18 protein-coding genes are annotated in these 19,533 nt (G+C 62.7%); 11 read left to right on the top strand and 7 right to left on the bottom strand.

Features of this window, described 5'->3' with window-relative positions:
- Positions 1-39 precede the first annotated feature (39 nt).
- The 6 genes from QM672_RS13230 (at position 40) to wrbA (ending at position 5,369) form a co-directional block, all read left to right on the top strand.
- Complete coding sequence (locus QM672_RS13230; RefSeq protein ID WP_415083079.1) at positions 40-669, top strand: TetR/AcrR family transcriptional regulator; 630 nt, start codon at positions 40-42, stop codon at positions 667-669.
- 180 nt (positions 670-849) lie between these two features.
- A complete protein-coding gene (locus tag QM672_RS13225) occupies positions 850-1,437 on the top strand; it encodes a helix-turn-helix domain-containing protein (RefSeq protein WP_311944824.1) in 588 nt (195 codons plus the stop codon).
- 47 nt (positions 1,438-1,484) lie between these two features.
- Complete coding sequence (locus tag QM672_RS13220) at positions 1,485-2,804, top strand: glycosyltransferase (protein ID WP_311944825.1); 1,320 nt, start codon at positions 1,485-1,487, stop codon at positions 2,802-2,804.
- 289 nt (positions 2,805-3,093) lie between these two features.
- Entirely contained in the window at positions 3,094-3,609 is a 516-nt protein-coding gene (locus QM672_RS13215; protein WP_311944881.1) for a cytochrome c, read from the top strand.
- Between the two features lie 136 nt (positions 3,610-3,745).
- Positions 3,746-4,561 (top strand): arylamine N-acetyltransferase family protein, encoded by an 816-nt coding sequence (locus QM672_RS13210; RefSeq protein ID WP_311944826.1) that lies wholly within the window; start codon positions 3,746-3,748, stop codon positions 4,559-4,561.
- Between the two features lie 208 nt (positions 4,562-4,769).
- Positions 4,770-5,369: an NAD(P)H:quinone oxidoreductase gene (gene wrbA / locus QM672_RS13205; protein ID WP_415083076.1), complete on the top strand. Its 600-nt coding sequence runs from the start codon at positions 4,770-4,772 to the stop codon at positions 5,367-5,369.
- A 149-nt stretch (positions 5,370-5,518) separates the two neighbouring features.
- Here the strand turns inward: wrbA and QM672_RS13200 are convergent, their stop codons facing one another.
- The 6 genes from QM672_RS13200 to QM672_RS13175 all read right to left on the bottom strand — a co-directional run bounded on the left by QM672_RS13200 (position 5,519) and on the right by QM672_RS13175 (position 11,997).
- Positions 5,519-6,487 carry a 2-hydroxyacid dehydrogenase gene (locus tag QM672_RS13200; RefSeq protein ID WP_415083074.1) on the bottom strand — a complete coding sequence of 323 codons (969 nt, stop codon included), beginning with the start codon at positions 6,485-6,487 and terminating at the stop codon, positions 5,519-5,521.
- A 154-nt stretch (positions 6,488-6,641) separates the two neighbouring features.
- Positions 6,642-7,538, bottom strand: coding sequence for a succinate--CoA ligase subunit alpha (sucD, locus tag QM672_RS13195; RefSeq protein WP_311944831.1), 897 nt, complete (start codon positions 7,536-7,538; stop codon positions 6,642-6,644).
- A gap of 12 nt (positions 7,539-7,550) precedes the next feature.
- Positions 7,551-8,735, bottom strand: a complete 1,185-nt coding sequence (locus tag QM672_RS13190; RefSeq protein WP_311944832.1) for a malate--CoA ligase subunit beta — start codon at positions 8,733-8,735, stop codon at positions 7,551-7,553.
- Between the two features lie 12 nt (positions 8,736-8,747).
- Positions 8,748-9,713 (bottom strand): CoA ester lyase, encoded by a 966-nt coding sequence (locus tag QM672_RS13185; protein ID WP_311944833.1) that lies wholly within the window; start codon positions 9,711-9,713, stop codon positions 8,748-8,750.
- A 120-nt stretch (positions 9,714-9,833) separates the two neighbouring features.
- On the bottom strand, positions 9,834-11,024 hold the full coding sequence (locus tag QM672_RS13180) for an aminotransferase class V-fold PLP-dependent enzyme (RefSeq protein WP_311944834.1): 1,191 nt from the start codon (positions 11,022-11,024) through the stop codon (positions 9,834-9,836).
- A 226-nt stretch (positions 11,025-11,250) separates the two neighbouring features.
- A complete protein-coding gene (locus QM672_RS13175) occupies positions 11,251-11,997 on the bottom strand; it encodes a DUF899 family protein (RefSeq protein WP_415083071.1) in 747 nt (248 codons plus the stop codon).
- 242 nt (positions 11,998-12,239) lie between these two features.
- On the opposite strand from QM672_RS13175, the gene QM672_RS13170 reads away from it, so the two are divergent.
- The 3 genes from QM672_RS13170 (at position 12,240) to QM672_RS13160 (ending at position 15,651) form a co-directional block, all read left to right on the top strand.
- On the top strand, positions 12,240-13,298 hold the full coding sequence (locus QM672_RS13170) for a DNA-binding response regulator (protein WP_415083069.1): 1,059 nt from the start codon (positions 12,240-12,242) through the stop codon (positions 13,296-13,298).
- A gap of 113 nt (positions 13,299-13,411) precedes the next feature.
- Positions 13,412-13,675: a hypothetical protein gene (locus QM672_RS13165; RefSeq protein ID WP_311944838.1), complete on the top strand. Its 264-nt coding sequence runs from the start codon at positions 13,412-13,414 to the stop codon at positions 13,673-13,675.
- Positions 13,676-14,292: 617 nt separating this feature from the next.
- Positions 14,293-15,651: a porin gene (locus QM672_RS13160; protein WP_311944840.1), complete on the top strand. Its 1,359-nt coding sequence runs from the start codon at positions 14,293-14,295 to the stop codon at positions 15,649-15,651.
- A 174-nt stretch (positions 15,652-15,825) separates the two neighbouring features.
- On the opposite strand, the gene QM672_RS13155 is transcribed toward QM672_RS13160, so the two are convergent.
- Complete coding sequence (locus QM672_RS13155; protein ID WP_415083067.1) at positions 15,826-16,449, bottom strand: CGNR zinc finger domain-containing protein; 624 nt, start codon at positions 16,447-16,449, stop codon at positions 15,826-15,828.
- An 82-nt stretch (positions 16,450-16,531) separates the two neighbouring features.
- Here QM672_RS13155 and QM672_RS13150 point away from each other — a divergent pair, with 82 nt between their 5' ends.
- Together QM672_RS13150 and repA are read left to right on the top strand one after the other, a co-directional pair.
- Positions 16,532-17,341 carry an alpha/beta fold hydrolase gene (locus QM672_RS13150; RefSeq protein ID WP_415083065.1) on the top strand — a complete coding sequence of 270 codons (810 nt, stop codon included), beginning with the start codon at positions 16,532-16,534 and terminating at the stop codon, positions 17,339-17,341.
- A 980-nt stretch (positions 17,342-18,321) separates the two neighbouring features.
- Positions 18,322-19,533 (top strand): plasmid partitioning protein RepA, encoded by a 1,212-nt coding sequence (gene repA, locus QM672_RS13145; RefSeq protein WP_311944844.1) that lies wholly within the window; start codon positions 18,322-18,324, stop codon positions 19,531-19,533.

Genomic DNA, 19,533 nt, shown 5'->3' with positions numbered 1-19,533 from the left:
CTTTAAAGTAGGTTAGTATCGATCTCGATGAAGTCAAGGGTGCGCAAACGTCTGAGTGCGGAAGAACGGCGGGCCCGGATCATCGAAGCCGCTGTGAGCGCATTTGCGCGCGACGGATATGACGGCACGAAAATGGACGACATCGCGGCCCGTGCGGAGATCACCAAACCGGTTCTCTACGATCATTTTCCTTCCAAACAGGCGCTATTCCTGGCCGTGCTCGAGTCAATCCGCGACAGCTTGATCGGCAAGGGCAAGGTGATCGCGCAGGATGACACCAGCCTCGAGCAAAAGTTCCGCCGCTCGATCGACGCCTTCCTGACATTCGTCGAGCAGTCGCCTGATGCCGCGCGGGTGCTGCTGACGGTTCCGGCGGGTGATCGGGTCGCGGCGAAAGTTTCGCGCGAGGTCCAGGCCGGCGCGTCCGCGGGCATCGCTGCGCTCTTGGCCGACTTCGCGCCAAATCAGCCGTCATGGCAGCGACATGGCACGGCGGAGTTTCTGAAGGAAGGTCTCCACGCGGTTGCCGTGTGGTGGCTCGATCATCCGGGACCGAGGCGCGAGGAGATCCTCGAACTCGTGCTGAATGTCGCCTGGCTGGGATTTCGAACACAGGCGGACGCCAACGGAGCGGTAAAAAGCCCGGGCTCCATCGATCGAAACGGATAGGTGGAGACAGGTTCCTCCGGCATCGTGTGAAGCCGGCATTCTCCCCGCAGGGATAGGCCCTGCTCTCTCTCGACTGCGATAGACACAATCAAAAGTTGTATCCATTCGCACTATCAACCCGCGTTGACGCTCTTCCAATTTCGCGTTACACTATGTAACATAAAATTAGGAAACGACGCCATGTCTCCGCGAGCCTATCGTCAATCGGCGCGCGCCAACGCGGTTCAGGATACCGAGCAGCAGATCGTCGATGCCTTGACCACGCTCCTTGCAGAGCGCTGGTTCGACGAAATCACTCTCGACGACATCGCCGTCGCGGCCAGCACCACCCGCCAAACCGTGATAAGGCGCTTCGGCAGCAAGACCGGTGTACTCAGCGCCATGGCGGCCCAGATGGATGTCTCGATCAGGGCCCAGCGTTGGCGCGCGCCGGCAGAGAGCGTAGCCGACATCGTCACGCTCCTGATGGACGACTATGAACGCACCGGCGACATCCTCGTGCGGACGCTCGGGCAGGAAGCCCGCATTCCCGAGTTCGCCGCCGTCCTCGATCGCGGACGCAAAGGGCATCGCGAGTGGATCGGGGACATGTTCAAGGCCTGGCTCGACAAGCTCGATGACAAGGCTCGCGGGGATCGGCTCGCGCAGTTGCTGGCCCAGACCGATGTCTGGATCTGGCATCTGCTGCGCCGCGCGCAGGGACATTCGGCGGCGAATACACATCGGCTCATGACGCAGGTGATCGAGCGTCTGCTGCGTGAGGACTGAAGCAAAATACGAACTGATCCGGTCTCCATCGAGAAAGGAGCCAGGCAATGACAAAGACGACGGATGCGAGGCCGCATCTGCGCATCCTGGCCGCCAGCTGGGAGGGCGGCGGCAACGTGCCGCCGACGCTCGCCGCCATACGTGCCCTCGCCAGCCGGGGCCACGATGTGCGCCTGATCGCCGATGACACGATGAGAGCGGAAGCGATCGAGGCAGGCGCTCGATTCCTGCCATGGCAGCGTGCGCCGAACCGTCCAGATCGCTCCTTCGAAAGCTGTTTCATACGCGATTGGGAAACCGCCGACGCTCTGGCCGGCTTCCAAAGAGGGTGCGAACGGATCTTCGTCGGACCGGCGCGATCCTATGCCGAGGATATTCTCGAGACCCTGGCGACGGAGCCGGCCGATATGCTTCTCGGCTCGGACCTGCTGTTCGGCAGCATGCTCGCCGGCGAAGTTGCCAAGGTTCCGACGGCCCTGCTCGCAAGCAATATCTCGCTCTGGCCCCTGCCTGGCCATCCGCCCTTCGGTCCCGGCTTTCAGCCTGCCCTTTCGGCGGCGGACCGGGCGCGCGACGCCGAGGTTTCGGCCCTGATCGAGCAAGCCTGGGACGGCTTCCTGCCTTGCCTCAATGCCACCCGCGCGCATTTCGGTGCCGCGCCGCTGGCCCATGTCCGCGAGCAGCCCCTGAGCGCCGGCCGCTATCTGCTTGCCACCAGCGCCAGCTTCGATTTTCCCGCCGAGCGCCTGCCGGACCACCTGCGCTATGTCGGGCCGCTTCTGGAGCTGCCGAGCTGGGCCCACCAACGCTGGACGAGGCCGCCTGCGCGCAAGGCGCGACCCCTCGTGCTCGTCTCGTTCAGCACCACCAATCAGGGGCAGGCCGACGTGCTCCAGCGGGTGATATCCGGCTTGGCCGGCGAGCCGGTCGAGGTGGTCGTCACCCTTGGCAAGGCACTCGAAGACCTTCGCCTGAAATCATCGGCGAATGTCACGATCCTTGCCAATGCCGTGCATGACGACATCCTGACCAAGGCCAGCGCCGTCGTCACCCATGGCGGGCACGGCACGGTCATGCGATCGCTGCACCACGGCGTCCCCCTCGTCGTTCTCCCGATGGGGCGCGACCAGAACGACAACGCCGCGCGCGTGGACTATCACGGCGCGGGCCTGCACCTGGATCCTTCAATTTCCCCGCAAAGGCTCGCTGAGGCCGTACGGCGTGTCCTCTCCGAGCCGAGTTTCGCCGCGCGGGCTTCGGCACTCGGGCGTGCCATCGCCCGGGAAGGCCCGGGGCCTGCGCGGCTCGTCGCCGAGATCGAGGATTTCGCGCTGAGCCCTTCCCGAAGAACCCTGTCCGCCGCCTGATTGGCAGCCGCTGAGCGCGGCGGAAGCGCCGGCCACCGCCCCGTCGCTCCTTCCTGCACTACCGAACGCCGTTGCCCTCCGCACCGGCGAACGGCGGAGCCTTGTGCCAACTCGCCCATAGCAAGCTATCCGGCCCACCCCTTCGAACGGAGCCACCCCAATGAAGCGCCTTCCGACTGCCTTTTCTACTGTCCTCCTCTCCATCGCGACCGGAAAGGCACTCGGCGCCGAGGAGCTTCCCGCCGCCTCCTTCCGGCCCAAGAATGTCGTCCCGGTCTCCCCCGTTCTTATGCTCCTGCTCGCATTGGCCATCGCGCTCGGCACATTCCCGATCGAGGCGCAGGCGCAGTCATCCATCGAGCGGGGCAAATATCTGGTGACCGTCGCAGGCTGCTCGGATTGTCACACGCCCGGAACTTTCCTCGGCCATCCTGATAGGGGCCGCTATCTGGGTGGTTCGGATGTCGGCTTTGCCATACCAGGCCTCGGCGTTTTCGCGGGCCCGAATCTGACGCCCGACAAGGAGACGGGTATCGGCAATTGGAGCACACGGCAGATCGTGACCGCGATCACGACCGGCAAACGTCCCGACGGGCGCAGGCTTGCGCCGGTCATGCCCTTTGAAGCCTTCTCGCACCTTAGCAGCGCGGATGCCGAAGCCATTGCGGCCTATTTGAAGAGCATCAAGCCGGTCTCCAACAAGATCGCAGGCCCCTTTGGCCCTTCCGAGAAGCCCAGCACCTTCGTGTTCGCCGTCATGCCCGCGGAGACCTATTCTTCATTGCCGAAGCCGCCAGCCCAATGAGGCAGGCTGGCCCTGATGACGCCTGACGACGCGGCGATCTCACTACGGGGCCCCTGAAACACAATCTCGCAAACCTCGAAATCGGTCCATCGAAAGGAACCGAAGGATGAAACACGTCCCTGCAAACGAAAATGGCATGGCCCTGACGCCTGCCCAATTGGATGCCTATCTCGCCAGGATTGGAATGGCGCGGTCGATTTCTCTCGATATCGACGGCCTGTCGAGGCTTCACCGCGCCCATCTCATGGCCTTCACCTGGGAGGCGCTGGATGCTTTCATGGGATGGCCCTCCTCAATCGCGCCGGCCGCGGCTTTCGCCAAGATGGTGCAAGGCAAGCGCGGCGGTTGGTGCTACGAGATGAACGGCCTGTTCGGCGCGGCGCTCGCCGCGCTCGGTTTCCGCGTGACCCGCCTGTGCGGCGGCGTCAATCGCGCCATATTGGGCGATGTCGCCATCGGCAACCATCTCACGCTACGCGTCGATCTCGACCGGACATACCTAGCCGAGGTCGGCCTAGCGGACGGCATCATCGAACCCATACCGCTTGCCGCCGGGCCGATCCGCCAGCGCGGCTTCGATTTTTCGATTGCCCCGACGGCCGACGGCTGGCTGCGATTCAACAACCATGCCAATGGCCTCGCCCACAGCTTCGATTTCCGGCCCGATCACAGCGACGAGGCCGCCATAGAAGCCACGCTCGGCTGGCTGACGCAGGATGCCGGCTCGCCGTTCACAAACGCCCTGGCGATCCTGCGGCATATCGAGAATGGTTATGTCGCCCTGAAGAACGACTGCCTGAGCACCGTGACGGCAAGCAGCATCAGCGAGCGGCGCATCACAAGCGCGGACCATCTCGCGGACATATTCGATACGATTTTCGGCCTCGACATTCCCAGGCCAGCACAGGTCTGGGAAAGAATCCAGGCAGTCAGCCACGAACAGGCCAGCTGAACAGGCATCCCTTGCCCTTGCAGCGGAGCGCGTCGGCTGCTCGGCGATCCGGCTGGTGCAAAATCGATTCCCGTTCAGGCCGAGATATAGGATAGTCGGAACGGAATTGGGCATTGCTCGCCATGCGCGGCAATGGGCCGGGGCGTTCGTTTCAACTGGATGGATACGCATTCTTTCGGGCAGGCTGCTAGATCGAGAGGAGATGTCGATGGCAAAGGTTCTCGTACTCTATTACTCCGCCTATGGTCACATCGAGGCGATGGCCAACGCAGTCGCGGCGGGTGCTCGCGAGGCCGGAGCCATCGTCGACGTCAAGCGCGTGCCCGAACTGGTGCCGGAGGCGGTCGCCAAGGCATCGCACTACAAGCTTGATCAGGCCGCGCCGATCGCCAGGATCGAGGAGCTCGCCGATTATGATGCCATCGTCGTCGGCACCGGCACCCGCTTCGGCCGGATGTCCTCGCAAATGGCGAACTTCCTCGACCAGGCCGGCGGCCTCTGGGCCAAGGGCGCGCTGAACGGCAAGGTCGGCGGCGCCTTCACCTCGAGCGCGACCCAGCATGGGGGCCAGGAGACCACCCTGTTCTCGATCATCACCAATCTCCTGCATTTCGGCATGACGATCGTCGGTCTCAACTATGGCTTTGCCGGGCAGATGCGGCTCGACGAGGTCACCGGCGGCGCCCCCTATGGCGCCACCACCATCACCGGCGGCGACGGTAGCCGCCAGCCGAGCGAGAACGAACTGGCGGGCGCAGGCTATCAGGGCCGCGCGATCGCCGATACCGCAATCAAGCTGCATGGCTGACGATCTGAGGCTCTCTGACGGCAAGATCAGCCTCCCAGACCCACAGCTGTGGCCCAAAAATTTCCCGGTCCCTACGGACCGGGAATGGCACTGTCTCAAGCCGCTATCGCAGCATCGTTCCTGCCGCTTCCGACAGGTCGCCTGATACGCTACGCAACCCTGTCGGGCACGGACCGTCCCTCGAAGAAGGCGGTGAGATTGTCGACCGCCCTCATGCCCATCGCCACGCGGGTTTCTTCCGTAGCACTGCCGAGATGCGGCAACAGGACCACATTCTCCAGGCGCAGGAGCGCGGCGGGCACCGCCGGTTCGCCGTCATAGACGTCGAGCCCCGCGCCGGCGATCGTCCCGCTTTCGAGCGCATCGACCAGGGCCTGCTGGTCGACAACGTCGCCCCGCGCAGTATTGATCAGGAAGGCGCTCGGCTTCATCGCCCGCAATCTCGCGGCATTGATGAGATGCCGGTTCTCCGCGCCGCCCGGGCAATGCAGGGAGACGAAGTCCGCCTCGGCCAGCACATCCTCCACGCTTGCCAGCTGCCGCGCGCCCATGGCGCTGACAGCCTCGTCGTCGACTTTCGAGCGGTTGTAGAACACGACCTTCATGTCGAAGCCGAAATGGGCCCGCCTGGCCGTTGCCTTGCCGATCCGCCCCATGCCGATGATGCCGATGGTCTTGCCGCTCACCTTGGCACCGATCATGTGGGTGGGGCACCAGCCCGCCCACTCTCCGGCCCGCAATTGACGCTCCCCCTCCCCTGCCCGGCGCGCCACAGCGAGGAGCAGGCTGAGGGCGATGTCGGCGGTACAGTCGGTGAGGACGCCCGGCGTATTGGTCACCGTCATGCCGCGGGCGCGCGCCGCGTCAATGTCGATATGGCTGAAGCCGACGCCAAAATTGGCCAGGAGCTTGGTCCGCACATCCGCCTCGGGAAAGACCGAGGCCGGCAGCTTGTCGCTGACCGTGGGCAGGACAGCATCGAACTGTCTGAACGCGTCGCTCAGCTGCGATGCGGTCAGCGGCGTGTCGTTCTGGTTGAATGTCGTGTCGAACCTGTCGGCAAGGATGCGTTCGACCGCTTCAGGCCAGCGCCGCGTCACGAGAATCCGAGGTTTCATGGTCACTCCTTGCGATCGGCGGGATAGCAGGGCGCGCTTCGACCCGTAGGGCCGCGCGGCCCCTTTTGCTTTGCCTTGCCTCTCCCCATTCTAACGGGGAGAGGTCCGCACTTGCCTGCAGGTGCGTTGGCGAGGGGCGGCGTGACCTTGCCGGTCAGGCCGCCTTCCTGCTTTCGAGCACGCTTGCCACGGTCGGCCCGAATTCGGCCGGCGTCGGTACGATCGCGACACCGGCGTCACGCAGGATCTCGACCTTTTCCTGTGCCGACTCGCCGAAGGCGGAGATGATGGCGCCGGCATGGCCCATGCGCTTGCCCTTGGGTGCGGACAGGCCGGCGATATAGGCGATCAGCGGCTTGCGCATGTGATGCTTGGCCCATTCGGCGGCTTCCGCTTCCTGGGGGCCGCCGATCTCGCCGATCATCACCACGGCGTCGGTATCCGGATCTTCCTCGAAGAGCTTCAGGATGTCCTTGAAGGACGAGCCGTTGATCGGGTCACCGCCGATGCCGACGCTGGTGGAAACACCGATGCCCAGCGCCTTCATCTGCGAGGCCGCCTCATAGCCGAGCGTGCCCGAGCGACCGACGATGCCGACCCGGCCCGGCAGATAGATATTGCCAGGCATGATGCCCATCAGTGCCTGGCCGGGCGTGATGACACCGGCGCAGTTGGGGCCGATCAGGCGCATGCGGTCCTCGTAGCGGAAGCGGCGCATATAACGCTTCACGCGCATCATGTCCTGAGAGGGGATGCCGTCGGTAATGCAGACGCAGAACTTCAGGCCGGCATCGGCTGCTTCCATGATGGAATCAGCCGCGAAAGGCGGCGGCACGAACACGATCGAGGCCTCGGCACCCGTCTCCCGCACCGCGCCCTTGACCGTGTTGAAGACCGGAATGCCGTGATGCTCCTGGCCACCCTTGCCGGGGGTAACGCCGCCGACGACATTGGTGCCGTAACGCTTCATGTCCTGGGCGTGGAAGGAACCGATCTTGCCGGTCAGGCCCTGGACGATGACGCGCGTCTTGCGGTTCAACAGAACTGCCATTTCGCTTCCCCCTCAATGCTTCTTGGTTTTGGCAAAGGCCTGCATCGCCTCGACCGATTTTTCGGCCGCTTCGGCCAGGGTTTCGGCCACGATCACCTTCTCGCCGGACTCGGCAAGGATACGCCGTCCCTCTTCGACATTGGTGCCGGCCAGGCGCACCACCAGGGGCACGTTCACGCCGACCTCGCGCATTGCTTTCACCACGCCCTCGGCCACCCAGTCGCAGCGATTGATGCCGGCGAAGATGTTGACCAGGATGGTCTCGACATTCTTGTCGGCCAGCACGGCCCGGAACGCCTTGGCGACACGCTCGGGCGAGGCACCGCCACCGATATCGAGGAAGTTCGCCGGCTCACCGCCCGCGATCTTGATCATGTCCATCGTCGCCATGGCCAGGCCCGCACCGTTGATGATGCAGCCGATATTGCCGTCGAGCCCGACATAGGACAGGCCACGATCGGAGGCGAAGGTCTCGCGCGGGTCTTCCTGCGACTTGTCGCGCAATTCCGAAATCTCGGCACGGCGGAACAGCGCATTCTCGTCGAAGGACATCTTGGCATCGAGGGCGATCAGGTTCCCGTCGCGGGTGACGACCAGCGGATTGATCTCCAGCATCGAGGCGTCGTAGTCGCGGAAGACGCGGTAGCAGCCGAGCAGCGTGTCGACGGCCTTGCCGATCAGGTTGTTCTCCAGCCCCAGGCCGAAGGCGATCTCGCGGGCCTGGAACTGCTGCATGCCCGCACCGGGATCGACGATGGCGCGGATGATGGAGTCAGGCTGCTTTTCGGCGATTTCCTCGATCTCCATGCCGCCGGAGGCCGATGCCACGATCATCACGCGCTCGGATTTGCGGTCGAGCACGATGCCGAGATAAAGCTCCTGGCGGATATCGACGGTTTCCTCGACATAGAGGCGCGAGACGAGCTTGCCCTTCGGGCCGGTCTGGTGGGTCACCAGCTTGCGGCCGAGCATGGCTTCGGCCGCATCCGACACTTCGCTGTCCGACTTGCAGATGCGGATGCCGCCGGCCTTGCCGCGGGCGCCGGAATGGATCTGGGCCTTGACCACCCATTTGTCGCCGCCGATCTCGCTGGCACGATAGGTCGCCTGCTCGGGGCTGTAGGCAAGCCCGCCGCGCGGGATCTGCACCGAATAGCGCGAGAGCAGTTCCTTGGCCTGGTATTCATGGATGTCCATAAGGGTACCTCGTCAGTTGGGCAGGCCGGCGCGCGGCTGGGTCGACTGTTGGATGGCCTCGTGCATGACCAGGACGTTGCGGGCCATGCGTTCGGATGCGGCATCGATCATCTTGCCGTCGAGGGCGGCAGCACCCTTGCCCTGCTCCTCGGCCTCCCGGAGCATCTCGATGATGCGGCGGGCACGGTTCACTTCCTTCTCGGGCGGCGAGAACACCTCATTGGCAAGCGCGATCTGGGTGGGATGGATCGCCCATTTGCCTTCGATGCCGAGCGCGGCGGCACGCCTCGCCGCCGCGATATAGGCTTCGGGATCGGAGAAGTCGCCGAACGGACCATCGATGGCGCGCAGGCCATAGGCCCGGCAGGCCACCGTCATGCGCGACAGGGCCGCATGCCACTGATCGCCGGGATAATCGGGATTGAGGCCGCCGATCGAGACCGTGCGCGCCTTGCAGCTCGCCGCATAGTCGGCAACGCCGAAATGCAGAGCCTCGAGCCGACCGCCATAGGCGGCGATCGCCTCGACATTGGCCATGCCGAGCGCCGTCTCGATCAGACCCTCCAGGCCGACGCGGGTCTTGAAACCCTTGGCAGTCTCGATCTGGTTGACCATGGCCTCGACCATGTAGAGATCGGCAGGCACGCCGACCTTGGGCACCAGGATGGTGTCGAGCCGGTCGCCCGCCTGCTCCATCACGTCGACGACATCGCGATACATGTAATGCGTGTCGAGGCCGTTGATACGTACCGAAATGGTCTTGCCGCGGGCGCGCCAGTCGATCTCGTTGAGGGCCTCGATGATGTTCTTGCGGGCCCGCTCCTTGTCGGGCGGGGCGACCGCATCCTCGATATCGAGGAAGATGTAGTCGGCCGCGCCGTCGGCAGCCTTGCGGATCATGTCCGGATTGGAGCCCGGTACCGCGAGTTCGCTACGCTGCAGCCGCAGTTTTCGCAGGTGATGGATGGTGTGGCTCATGATGTTCCTCCCTCCGGGTTGCCGCAGCTTCGAGCGTGGGCGCGACCCATTGGCACTGGCTTCAAGTCTTTATGGAGCATGTCTTCGCCCTCCCCCGGATGGGGAGGGCAGAGTTGCGTCTTAGGCAGCCTTGGCCAGGCTCGGCTGGGCCGACAGGCGATAATGTTCGAGGGCCGCGCCCACGCCGGAGCCGGGCTGGACTTTCACGCCGCAATCACGCAGCGCCATTTCAGCCGCCGAGATCGCACCGCACATCATCACGTCGTTGACCCAGCCGAGATGACCGATGCGGAACACTTTGCCGGCAACCTTGTTGAGCCCGACGCCGAGGGAGGTCTGGTAGCCGTAATGGGCCCGCCGCACGATCTCGGCACTGTCGATGCCTTCGGGCACCAGCACCGCGCTGACCGTGTCGGAATTCCACTTGGCTTCCTTGGCGCAGAGCTTCAGCCCCCAGGCCTCCACCGCCTTGCGCACGCCGGTAGCCAGACGGTTGTGACGCTCGAAGACAGCCTCGAGGCCCTCCTCGTGGAGGAGATCAAGCGCCACGCGAAGCCCACGCAGGAGCTGAACGGCCGGCGTATAGGGGAAATAGCCGGTGTCGTTGGCGCGAATCTGATCCTCGAAGGAGAAGTAGCAGCGCTTGTGCCCGGCGGTCTTGGCGGCTGCGAGAGCTTTCTGGCTGACCGACAGGAAGCCCAGGCCAGGCGGCAGCATGAAGCCCTTCTGCGAACCGGAGACGGCGCAGTCGACGCCCCAATCCTCCTGGCGGAAATCGATCGAGCCGATCGAGGAAACACCGTCGGCGAAGAGCAGGGCCGGATGTTTGGCCGCGTTGAGCGCGGCCCGCACGCCGGCGACATCGCTGGTCACGCCGGTCGCCGTTTCATTATGCGTGACGAAGACAGCCTTGATGCGGTGCTCCTTGTCCTGGAGAAGCCGCTCGGCATAGATCTCGACAGGGCAGCCGGTGCCCCATTCGACATCGACCACATCGACGTCGAGGCCGAAGCGTTCGCACATGTCGACCCATAGATGCGAGAACTGGCCGAAGCGCGACATCAGCACGCGGTCACCCGGGCTGAGCGTATTGGTGATTGCCGATTCCCAGGCGCCCGTGCCCGAGGAGGGGAAAATGAAGACGCGACCGGTCTCGTTGCGGAACACCTTCATCAGGTCGGTGAACAGACCGCGGGTGAAGTCTGGATAGTCAGGCGCGCGCATGTCCTCCATCGGCATGTTCATCGCCTGGCGAACGACTTCCGGAACATTGGTCGGTCCTGGAACGAAAAGCTGGGTGAAGCCGGCCATCTAAATCCTCCCGAAATGTGCGGCGGGTCCTGAGCCTGCCGGTTGCTTTCGAGGGTGATGATCGGTCGGGGGGCCTCCTGCCCACAACACCTGTCGGGATAGATTCACGAGCCTGAGGGCGTTGGACGCCCCCTACACTTTCAGAGCCTGCCGCACCCCATCGGATGGGTGAGACCCTACCCGGACTGCCCCGAGAGGATCAAACCGCCCCCAGCAACAAGCGGCCTCAATGCCCGGAAGGGCCGAGATCGTCGGAGTAGCCGGCCTTGAGGCGGGACCACTGGGCGGTAGGGCGCCCATCGACACGCATCCTGTCGACCCCTTCGAGCCGTCGCGGCCATCCGGCAGGCGAGTCCTCCCACGCCTCCTGCCGTCCATAGACGGTCAAATCGAGCAGCCGGTAATTGTTGTCCATCGCCTCGACGCCACGCCACGTCGTCCAATAGGTCTCGAAGACGTCCGACCCCAGCCGCAGATAGCAGACGATATACATCAGGCCTACCCGGCGCCCGACCAGGAGCGCATCGAGCGAGGCACGAGGCGCGCAATACCAGGGCATCTGCCAGCCCATGAAATCCCGATAGCGGGCACTTTCCGGGTAGGGCCCCTGGCAGAAGGTGGCGTAGGTGACATCGCGCGAATGCACATAGGACAGTTCGCGGACCTGCGAAGTGACCCAGGTACAGCCTTCGCATTGCTCCGGCGCAGGATGATGCCACATGAAGTAATAGGCGATGAGCATGCGGCGCCCTTCGAAGGCATCCAGCAAGGTCACTGCCCCCTGGGTACCGATGAGCGGGATTGCCCCATCCACCTTGACCATGGGCAGCCGCCGGCGGGCTGCGGCGATGGCATCGCCCTCCCGGGTGTGAACCTTTTCCCGGGCCCGCAACGCCTCTATCTTCGCCTGGAAACTATCCCGATCGACTATTTCGGGAGTTCCAAGTCGATCTGCGGTGTTGTCGTCGATCATCGTTCTCGCCTTCCCCGGCCTGTATCGATGGCGACCAGGCTAGCGCGGGATGTCCGGACGCTGCGAGTGACAAGTGTGTCGGGATTCCGACGCGGGCTCGTCCGCGATCCAAGCGCCGCCAACTTTTCACCCTTGTTCAATTCTGTATGATATTACCTATACCCTCTCTTACAGAAGGAGGGGCTCCGGCGTAAGCCGGGCTCTGCCCAGCCCGGATTTGGGGCCGTGCGAAGATCGGCACGATGAAGGCGGAATCGGCGGCTGCAAATACCCGTGAGAACAAGTTTCACCGCCCACCATCATACCAACGTATAATACTGGCAGAAACATTCAGTAAAAAAAGCCGGTATAAATGTGATGGTACGGTGGAGGGAGTGCAATCCTCGATTGAGGTAAGTGGCTTGGGGGCGAGCCGCACTTTCGGACTGATCTGCCGGAGGAAACGCCAGGATGGTTTCAAAGCCCGCATGACCTTATCGCCGACAGAGATTCTAATCGGGGTTCGCGTGGACGAAGGACGTTGCTTGCATGCCCTGCAGGCCGAACGAACCTTCGACACCTATGGTCTCACCCAATGCAGGAGCGCCGGAACGCGCACCAACATACCTCCGATATCCATCGATCTGATCGGCGGCTGCGGCCTCCACCGCACGGCCTTGATGCGCTGCCTCACGGCGTCGGAGACCGCTCTTGCAGTGGAGGGCTTCAAGGATGTCGAGGTTTGGGCGAGTGCTTCCCTTCGTGCCAACGACGTTCTTCTCATCGCTTCGGAGCATTCTCCCAGCATCGCGGCGATCGGCAGGGACATTGGGGCGATCCTCGAGACCGCACCTGCAGCCCGCATTCTCGTGCTCGCCGACGTTACCACCCAGGCCATGCTGATCGCTCTTCTCAAGCAGGGCGCAAGAGGTGTCGTCCCCTCGGAATCGACGATCGACAATGTCATCTTTGCCGCCCGCCTCGTGCGTCGGGGCGGATTGTTCACGCCGCTCCTGGAAGCGGACCGAAGGAAATCCGCTACGCCCGATCCGAAGGAACAGGAGCAGCCCCTGCAGGCACTGCTGACACCCAGGCAGCTGGAAATCGTCCTCGAATTGCGCAAGGGTTCGGCCAACAAGGACATTGCCCGCGAACTCGGGATGAGCGAGTTCACCGTGAGAGTGCACGTCCGCAACATCCTACGCAGGCTGAAGGCTCGCAGCCGCACCGAGGTCGTAGCGAGAACGAATGCCCTGCAGCTCCAGCCCGCCCGGTCCTGCGGGATGCAGGAAGCCCCCATCGGCGTCCATCAAGCTCGCTAGCCCGTTTATTTGCCTCCTTCGCCGGCGCCGTCCATTCGTCCTCGCCTCGAATGGATCGCCGGACGCAGCGAGCCCTCACGATCAGCCGCCTGCCGCGCGGACCGGAAGCGCCCATGCCTCACAAGCTCTATGCATTGCTGCGAACACTGGAACGGCATCGCCTCTGGTTCATGATGGATCGTTTGGGTTCCGACTCCGTCACCCTGACGATCACGGTCGAGGAAAACCGGCTCGAGATCGACGTCTTCGAGGACGAGCGGGTCGAATATACCTGCTACAAGTCCAATCAGAAAATCGCCGCCGGGGGCAAGAACCTGGACGCCCTGATCTCGGGACTGGCCGCCATCGGGCGACAATGGCCACCCATGCCACGGTAGCGCGAGGGAGAGGACAGCTCCTCCCCCCAAGACATATTGGCGGATGACATGCCGAAGATCCGGCTGGCAGCTTCCGTTCCCATTACTCCCCCATGGGGGCAGTGAGACCTGCCTCGTATCTGCCAAGGCCCGCGCAGAGCATCGCCCGTTTCAAGCGGTCCCCGAAGTCCCGGTGCGCAGGCCTCCAGCCGCGCCGCCTTCCGCACGATTCCCCGCGGCTCTCCACCCAAAGCGAAACCCGACCAGGGAGGTCAATTCCTGGCCGGGCTCCAATAGCTCAGGGTCTCGCGAACCCAAGAAGAAGATAGGGAATCGCCTGCCTTTGCACCACAAGCGCGAGGTTGCATTGTGCCTCAATCAGATAGTTATTGCGTGTAATCATTCCAGATTACGATACAACTAAGGGGCGATTTTAGTAATGTAAATTCGAATAATCGGTTGTATTTTTAAAGAAATATCTTCATACTCACCCATGAACACTGATTAGATTGTGGCCTTTTTGTTACACAGATGCCTAAAAAGGCCACACCAACTGACACATTGATCGGATTCTTTTTGCGATGACTCAGGAAGTGTCGCAATCTCACCCCCGGTAACAACCTCAAAGGGGGAGTCGCATGGCGACCAAATCTCTGCTTCTAGGAACCATAGCCGGCATCGCCGTCGTCGGTATCGCCCAGGCCGCCGATCTGCCCATGACCAAGGGCGAAGCCGTTGAATATGTGAAGGTCTGCACGGCGTTCGGCCCGGGCTTCTTCTATATTCCCGGCACCGACACCTGCCTGAAGATCGGCGGCGAAATCCGTGCCGATTACCGCGGCTTCGGCGGCAGCGGCAGCGGCCGCGTCGAGACGACCGTCAACGGCGGAACACCGACGGTCACGCGCTCGAACTTCAAGTGGAGCCGCAACAACGATCGCACGGCGTTCAACACCCAGGCCCGCATCTGGTTCGATGCCCGCACCCAGACCGACTGGGGCCTGCTGCGCTCCTATTTTCAGATCAATGCCGACTCGCATCCGATCAGCCACCAGGGCCGCGGCGGCGTCTATAACGGCAACACCTTCACCATCGACAAGGCCTTCATCCAGTTCGGCGGCCTGACCGCTGGCTACGCCCATTCGTTCTTCGGCTTCTACGACAACGAATATGGCGATACGATCTGGGCGCCCTATTATGCCGAGAGCAACACCGTCAACCTGCTGGCCTACACCGCCCAGTTCGGCGGTGGCTTCAGTGCCACGCTGTCGGTCGAAGACGGCCGCGATCACCGCTCCAACGTCGCGGTGAAACAGGGCGGCCAGCAGGTTCCGGACGTGGTCGGCCAGTTGCGCTGGGATCAAAGCTGGGGCTCGGTCGCCATCCAGGCTGCAGGCCACCAGTTCCGTTCGGCCGAGGCCGTCGATGCCAATGGCGTTCCGCTTCTGGCCACCGACCCCGACTATATCCCCCACAAGCAGAAATATGGCTGGGCCGTGGGCGGCACGGGCCTGTTGAAACTGCCCTTCATCGATGGCGGGCACTTCATCGTTGAAGGCCAGTATGCCGATGGCGCCCTCGACTATCTCGGCGCCGGCAACAGCATCTTCAACAACTACAGCGACTATTATTTCGGCTCGAACAGCACCTTCCGCGCCGGCAAGGGCTGGTCGGTCGTCGGCGAACTGGGCGGCAATATCACGCCCGTCCTGAACGCCAACCTCGTGGCGAGCTATATCGACGTTCGCTACGACGACCTGCTCGGCTTCGCCGGCAAGAAGTCCTTCGACAAGGAATTCACGGTCGCCGCCAACCTCACCTACACGATCGTCAAGGGCCTTACCATCGGCGCCGAAGTCGCCTACACCCGGGCCGACTTCAATCTGGGTTCGAGCAGCACCACTACGACCGACGGCGAAACCACCACCACGGTCACCAATACCAAGGCTACGCCCAATATCTGGCAGGCCGGCATCCGCATACGGCGCGTGTTCTAAGTCTCTGTCTTCAGCGACAAACCATGAGGGTTCGGCTTGCGCCGAGCCCTTTTCATTGGATCATCCGCTGCAATGATCACCGGATTACAACGCCGCTAAATCCGGCCAGCGAGCACCGAGCTGCGTTCTCCTTAGCCTATGAAATCGATGCAGATAGCCGGCTACCAATAGCGCTCACCGGCAGCGAAAAGCCTCGGCCTTGGCGCGATTGCCGCAGGTGCGCATGTCGCACCAGCGTCGACCTGCTCCCCGCCCGCGATCGACGAAGAGCCAGGTGCAGCGTGCGCATTGCCGCAGGCGCGCGACGTCCTCGCTGCGCAGGAAATCCTCGAGGCCCAAGGCGACGGCGTCCAGCCAACGCTCGGAACTGCCGGCGTCCGGCCGCCAGCGGAATCGCCCCCCCTCCTCCCGGAAAGCGCCTCGTCCCAAGGCCTCGCGGATCGCCTCTTCCACATGCTCCATGCCCTGATACGCCATGCCCTGGCGAGCCGTATCCGCAAGGCCAGCAAGGCCGAGCATCCCCTCATAGGCCTGCTCCCGCAGGTCATGCAGTCTGGCCAACGCGCCATCATCGTCGAGCTCGGGGTCCTGCAGGAACGCCGCGAGTTCCTGCTTCGAGAGCAGCCCTGCCCCGCCAACCCAATCGCGCAGCGCCTCCCAGCTGCCGATCTTGTCGCCCAGGCGGGTCTTGCCGGTGTCGGCAACGGTGTTGATGAAATCAAGCGCGGGATGGCCGCCGACATAATCGGCTTCGCTCCACCCTTGGGAAAATCGGCTCTGAGACTCGGGAATAACCATTATTTTGAATTTAGCGGTTGCGCACTGAAAAATCCAGTCTAACCTATAATTCGAATAAAGAGGTTATTCCGGAGGAGCCGCCATGCTGGAACTCACCAACCGTTTCACCTTCGAAGGCAGCCAGATCGCCTGGGGTATGCTGGGCGATGGTCCCCCCATGGTGCTGGTGCATGGCACCCCCTTCTCGTCGCAGGTCTGGCGCCGCATCGCTCCCTGGCTCGCCCGCAGGCGGCGGGTCTTCTTCTACGACCTGCTCGGCTACGGCCAATCCGACATGCCGGACAGGGATGTTTCACTCGGCATGCAGAACCGGCTTCTCGGTGCCATGCTGCGCGAATGGGGCCTCGAGAGGCCGCAGGTACTCGCCCATGATTTCGGCGGTGCCACCGCTCTGCGTATGCATTTCCTCGACGATGTCGCCTTTTCCGGCCTGACGTTGATCGATCCCGTCGCGATCGCACCGCAGGGGTCTGCCTTCGTCCGGCATGTCGGTCACCATGAAGCCGCCTTTGCTGGACTGCCGGCCTATGCCCACCATGCCCTCGTCTCGGCCTATATCGGCAATGCCGTCGCGCAGCCTCTGAGCGAAGAGGCGCTGTCGATCTATCGAGGTCCTTGGCTAGGCGACATCGGCCAGCGCGCCTTCTATCGCCAGATCGCGCAGATGAACCAACGCTATATCGAGGAGGTCGAGGCTCGCTATCGACGTCCCGACTTTCCGACCCGCATCGTCTGGGGAGCGGACGACGCCTGGATTCCCATCGCCCAGGGGCGCAAGCTCGCCGACCGCCTCACCGATGGTGCCCTCATCTCCGTGCCTCGCGCCGGCCATCTCGTCCAGGAGGATGCACCGGAGGCCATCGTCGCTGCCGTCCTCGACGATCCCGCCTGAGAAAAGTTGGTACTCCCCTGCGTCACGCAGAGACTCGACAAGAGCGGAGTCTGTCGCCCAGTCGCGGAGCGCCTGACGGCAGGCCCCTTGCGGAACACCCGCATCGCTCCCTCCCCTCCGGCACTTTTCCGAAACGCAGGCCCAGCACTGCAATTGCGATTTTCGTTTGAGCGGGCTTGGGAGTGTCAGCTTCCGGCTGACACCTTGGAAACGAAACACCGGACAACAGGATGTCAGCCTCGCCCCGCCATCTGACGAAGCTGAGAAGCTGACTCTTCATATATCGAGCGCATCTTCAGCAAACACAACGGCGGTGGTGGATCTCAGCGACGGCCCGGCGGCGCTGTCAGCGCTCGGCCGCATCCTGAGCCCCTTGGCGATCGATCGGTCAGCGAATTCTCAGGGAGGCTGATCTGCGTTCCAGGCGAGGCCTCGGGCACTCCCATGCCATCCTGCGGTCCGAGATTGGCATCGCAGTCAGAAGTCTACCCCAAGGTGGACCTTTCCCGGCATTCCGCACAGGACACCCATGCCCTCCCCTTTCCAGGAAGGATTCCGAGCGCGCTTGATCGCCCGCAATCGATCGGCATTTGCGCGAATGGCAAATCGCCACTCCTGAAATCGGCAGCCCTTCGCGGTCACAAGCACAGCGCGCTGCCCTCGTCTTGAGATATTTGCTTCGGAGAGGATAGAATCTTCGGGAATCAGACTTCGATTCCCGTCAATAGGCAGCGCTGCAAATCTTTTATTTTTCTTGCCGGCCTCAGGCGGCGTTTTGACAGCCGTGCAAACCGCAAAAAACCAGCGATAATACAAAAAGATAGAATCGAAACAGGCTGTGCCGGAAGTGATTCGAGACACTATTTCGGCGTTAACCTTTCATTAACCTAAAATTCATTGCCGCTTCGCGAGAATCGGGCATAATTCCCGCTTGAAATGTTGTTTCATGCGAAAAAGCGTTATTCCGAGAATCGTAGTCGATGAACATGTCGATCTCAAACCAGGATCTGGAGGCATTCAGCTTTCACGAGACCATCCTCCAGCAGGGGGAGTTGATCTCGGACAAGCTAAATATGCTCCGGGTGGAGCACTATCCGCCGAATGCGATGAAGAGCCTGCGCTCGTTCTCGCTGGCGGAGGTTGCCTATTTCCTTGGCGTCACCCAATCCAACGTCAAGAAACTGCATCTGGAAGGCAAGGGTCCGATTCCGACCACTTCCAGCTCGGGGCGACGCAGCTACACGGCTGAGCAGATGCTGGAGCTGCGGCAATATCTCGACCGGCATGGCCGGGCGGACTTCAAGAAATATGTCCCGCATCGCCGCGCCGGCGAAAAGCTACAGATCCTTTCCGTGGTGAACTTCAAGGGCGGCAGCGGCAAGACCACCACAGCCGCCCATCTCGCCCAGCACCTTGCCCTCACCGGGCACCGGGTACTGGCCATCGATCTCGACCCGCAGGCCTCGCTTTCGGCATTGCACGGCATCCAGCCCGAACTCGACAAGAATCTCTCGCTCTATGAGGCCCTGCGCTACGACGACCAGAGGAAGCCGATCACCCAGGTGATCCGGCCGACCAATTTCCCGGGCCTCGACATCGTGCCGGCCAATCTGGAGCTGCAGGAATACGAGTACGACACGCCGCTCGCCGCCTCCAACCGCGCCTCGCCGGATGGACGGCTGTTCTTCACGCGCATCACCAACGCGTTGAAGGAAGTCGAGGATCGTTATGACGTCGTGGTGATCGATTGCCCGCCCCAGCTCGGCTATCTCACCCTGACGGCGCTGACGGCATCGACCTCGGTGCTGATCACGATCCACCCTCAGATGCTCGACGTCATGTCGATGAGCCAGTTCCTGCTGATGCTGGGCGGCGTCCTGCGCTCGATCAGCAAGGCGGGAGCGGAAGTGCGCCTGCAGTGGTTCCGATATCTGGTCACCCGTTTCGAACCCATAGACGGTCCTCAGACCCAGATGGTCGGCTTCATGCAGGCGTTGTTCCCCCATCAGATGCTGAAAAGCCCGATGCTGAAATCCACCGCGATTTCGGATGCCGGCATCACCAACCAGACCCTCTACGAAGTCGACCGCTCCCAATTCATCCGATCGACCTATGACCGCGCGATCGAGGCTCTCAATGCCGTGAATGAGGAGATCACCGCTCTGGTCCACAAGGCATGGGGGCGGCGATGA

Source organism: Labrys sp. (in: a-proteobacteria), from assembly GCF_047605565.1.
GTDB lineage: Bacteria > Pseudomonadota > Alphaproteobacteria > Rhizobiales > Labraceae > Labrys > Labrys neptuniae.
Note: the sequence above shows the minus strand (reverse complement) of the source record. Positions and strands in the feature narration are given on the sequence as shown.

What these genes read in the sequence shown, in the direction of transcription:
- QM672_RS13225 (WP_311944824.1), top strand. Translation starts at nt 850, where the DNA reads ATGTCTCCGCGAGCCTATCGTCAATCGGCGCGCGCCAACGCGGTTCAG.
- QM672_RS13155 (WP_415083067.1), bottom strand. Translation starts at nt 16,449, where the DNA reads ATGGTTATTCCCGAGTCTCAGAGCCGATTTTCCCAAGGGTGGAGCGAA.
- QM672_RS13165 (WP_311944838.1), top strand. Translation starts at nt 13,412, where the DNA reads ATGCCTCACAAGCTCTATGCATTGCTGCGAACACTGGAACGGCATCGC.
- QM672_RS13185 (WP_311944833.1), bottom strand. Translation starts at nt 9,713, where the DNA reads ATGAGCCACACCATCCATCACCTGCGAAAACTGCGGCTGCAGCGTAGC.
- QM672_RS13200 (WP_415083074.1), bottom strand. Translation starts at nt 6,487, where the DNA reads ATGAAACCTCGGATTCTCGTGACGCGGCGCTGGCCTGAAGCGGTCGAA.
- repA (WP_311944844.1), top strand. Translation starts at nt 18,322, where the DNA reads ATGAACATGTCGATCTCAAACCAGGATCTGGAGGCATTCAGCTTTCAC.
- wrbA (WP_415083076.1), top strand. Translation starts at nt 4,770, where the DNA reads ATGGCAAAGGTTCTCGTACTCTATTACTCCGCCTATGGTCACATCGAG.
- QM672_RS13160 (WP_311944840.1), top strand. Translation starts at nt 14,293, where the DNA reads ATGGCGACCAAATCTCTGCTTCTAGGAACCATAGCCGGCATCGCCGTC.
- QM672_RS13150 (WP_415083065.1), top strand. Translation starts at nt 16,532, where the DNA reads ATGCTGGAACTCACCAACCGTTTCACCTTCGAAGGCAGCCAGATCGCC.
- QM672_RS13180 (WP_311944834.1), bottom strand. Translation starts at nt 11,024, where the DNA reads ATGGCCGGCTTCACCCAGCTTTTCGTTCCAGGACCGACCAATGTTCCG.
- QM672_RS13175 (WP_415083071.1), bottom strand. Translation starts at nt 11,997, where the DNA reads ATGATCGACGACAACACCGCAGATCGACTTGGAACTCCCGAAATAGTC.
- QM672_RS13210 (WP_311944826.1), top strand. Translation starts at nt 3,746, where the DNA reads ATGGCCCTGACGCCTGCCCAATTGGATGCCTATCTCGCCAGGATTGGA.
- QM672_RS13220 (WP_311944825.1), top strand. Translation starts at nt 1,485, where the DNA reads ATGACAAAGACGACGGATGCGAGGCCGCATCTGCGCATCCTGGCCGCC.
- QM672_RS13170 (WP_415083069.1), top strand. Translation starts at nt 12,240, where the DNA reads ATGAAGGCGGAATCGGCGGCTGCAAATACCCGTGAGAACAAGTTTCAC.
- sucD (WP_311944831.1), bottom strand. Translation starts at nt 7,538, where the DNA reads ATGGCAGTTCTGTTGAACCGCAAGACGCGCGTCATCGTCCAGGGCCTG.
- QM672_RS13215 (WP_311944881.1), top strand. Translation starts at nt 3,094, where the DNA reads ATGCTCCTGCTCGCATTGGCCATCGCGCTCGGCACATTCCCGATCGAG.
- QM672_RS13190 (WP_311944832.1), bottom strand. Translation starts at nt 8,735, where the DNA reads ATGGACATCCATGAATACCAGGCCAAGGAACTGCTCTCGCGCTATTCG.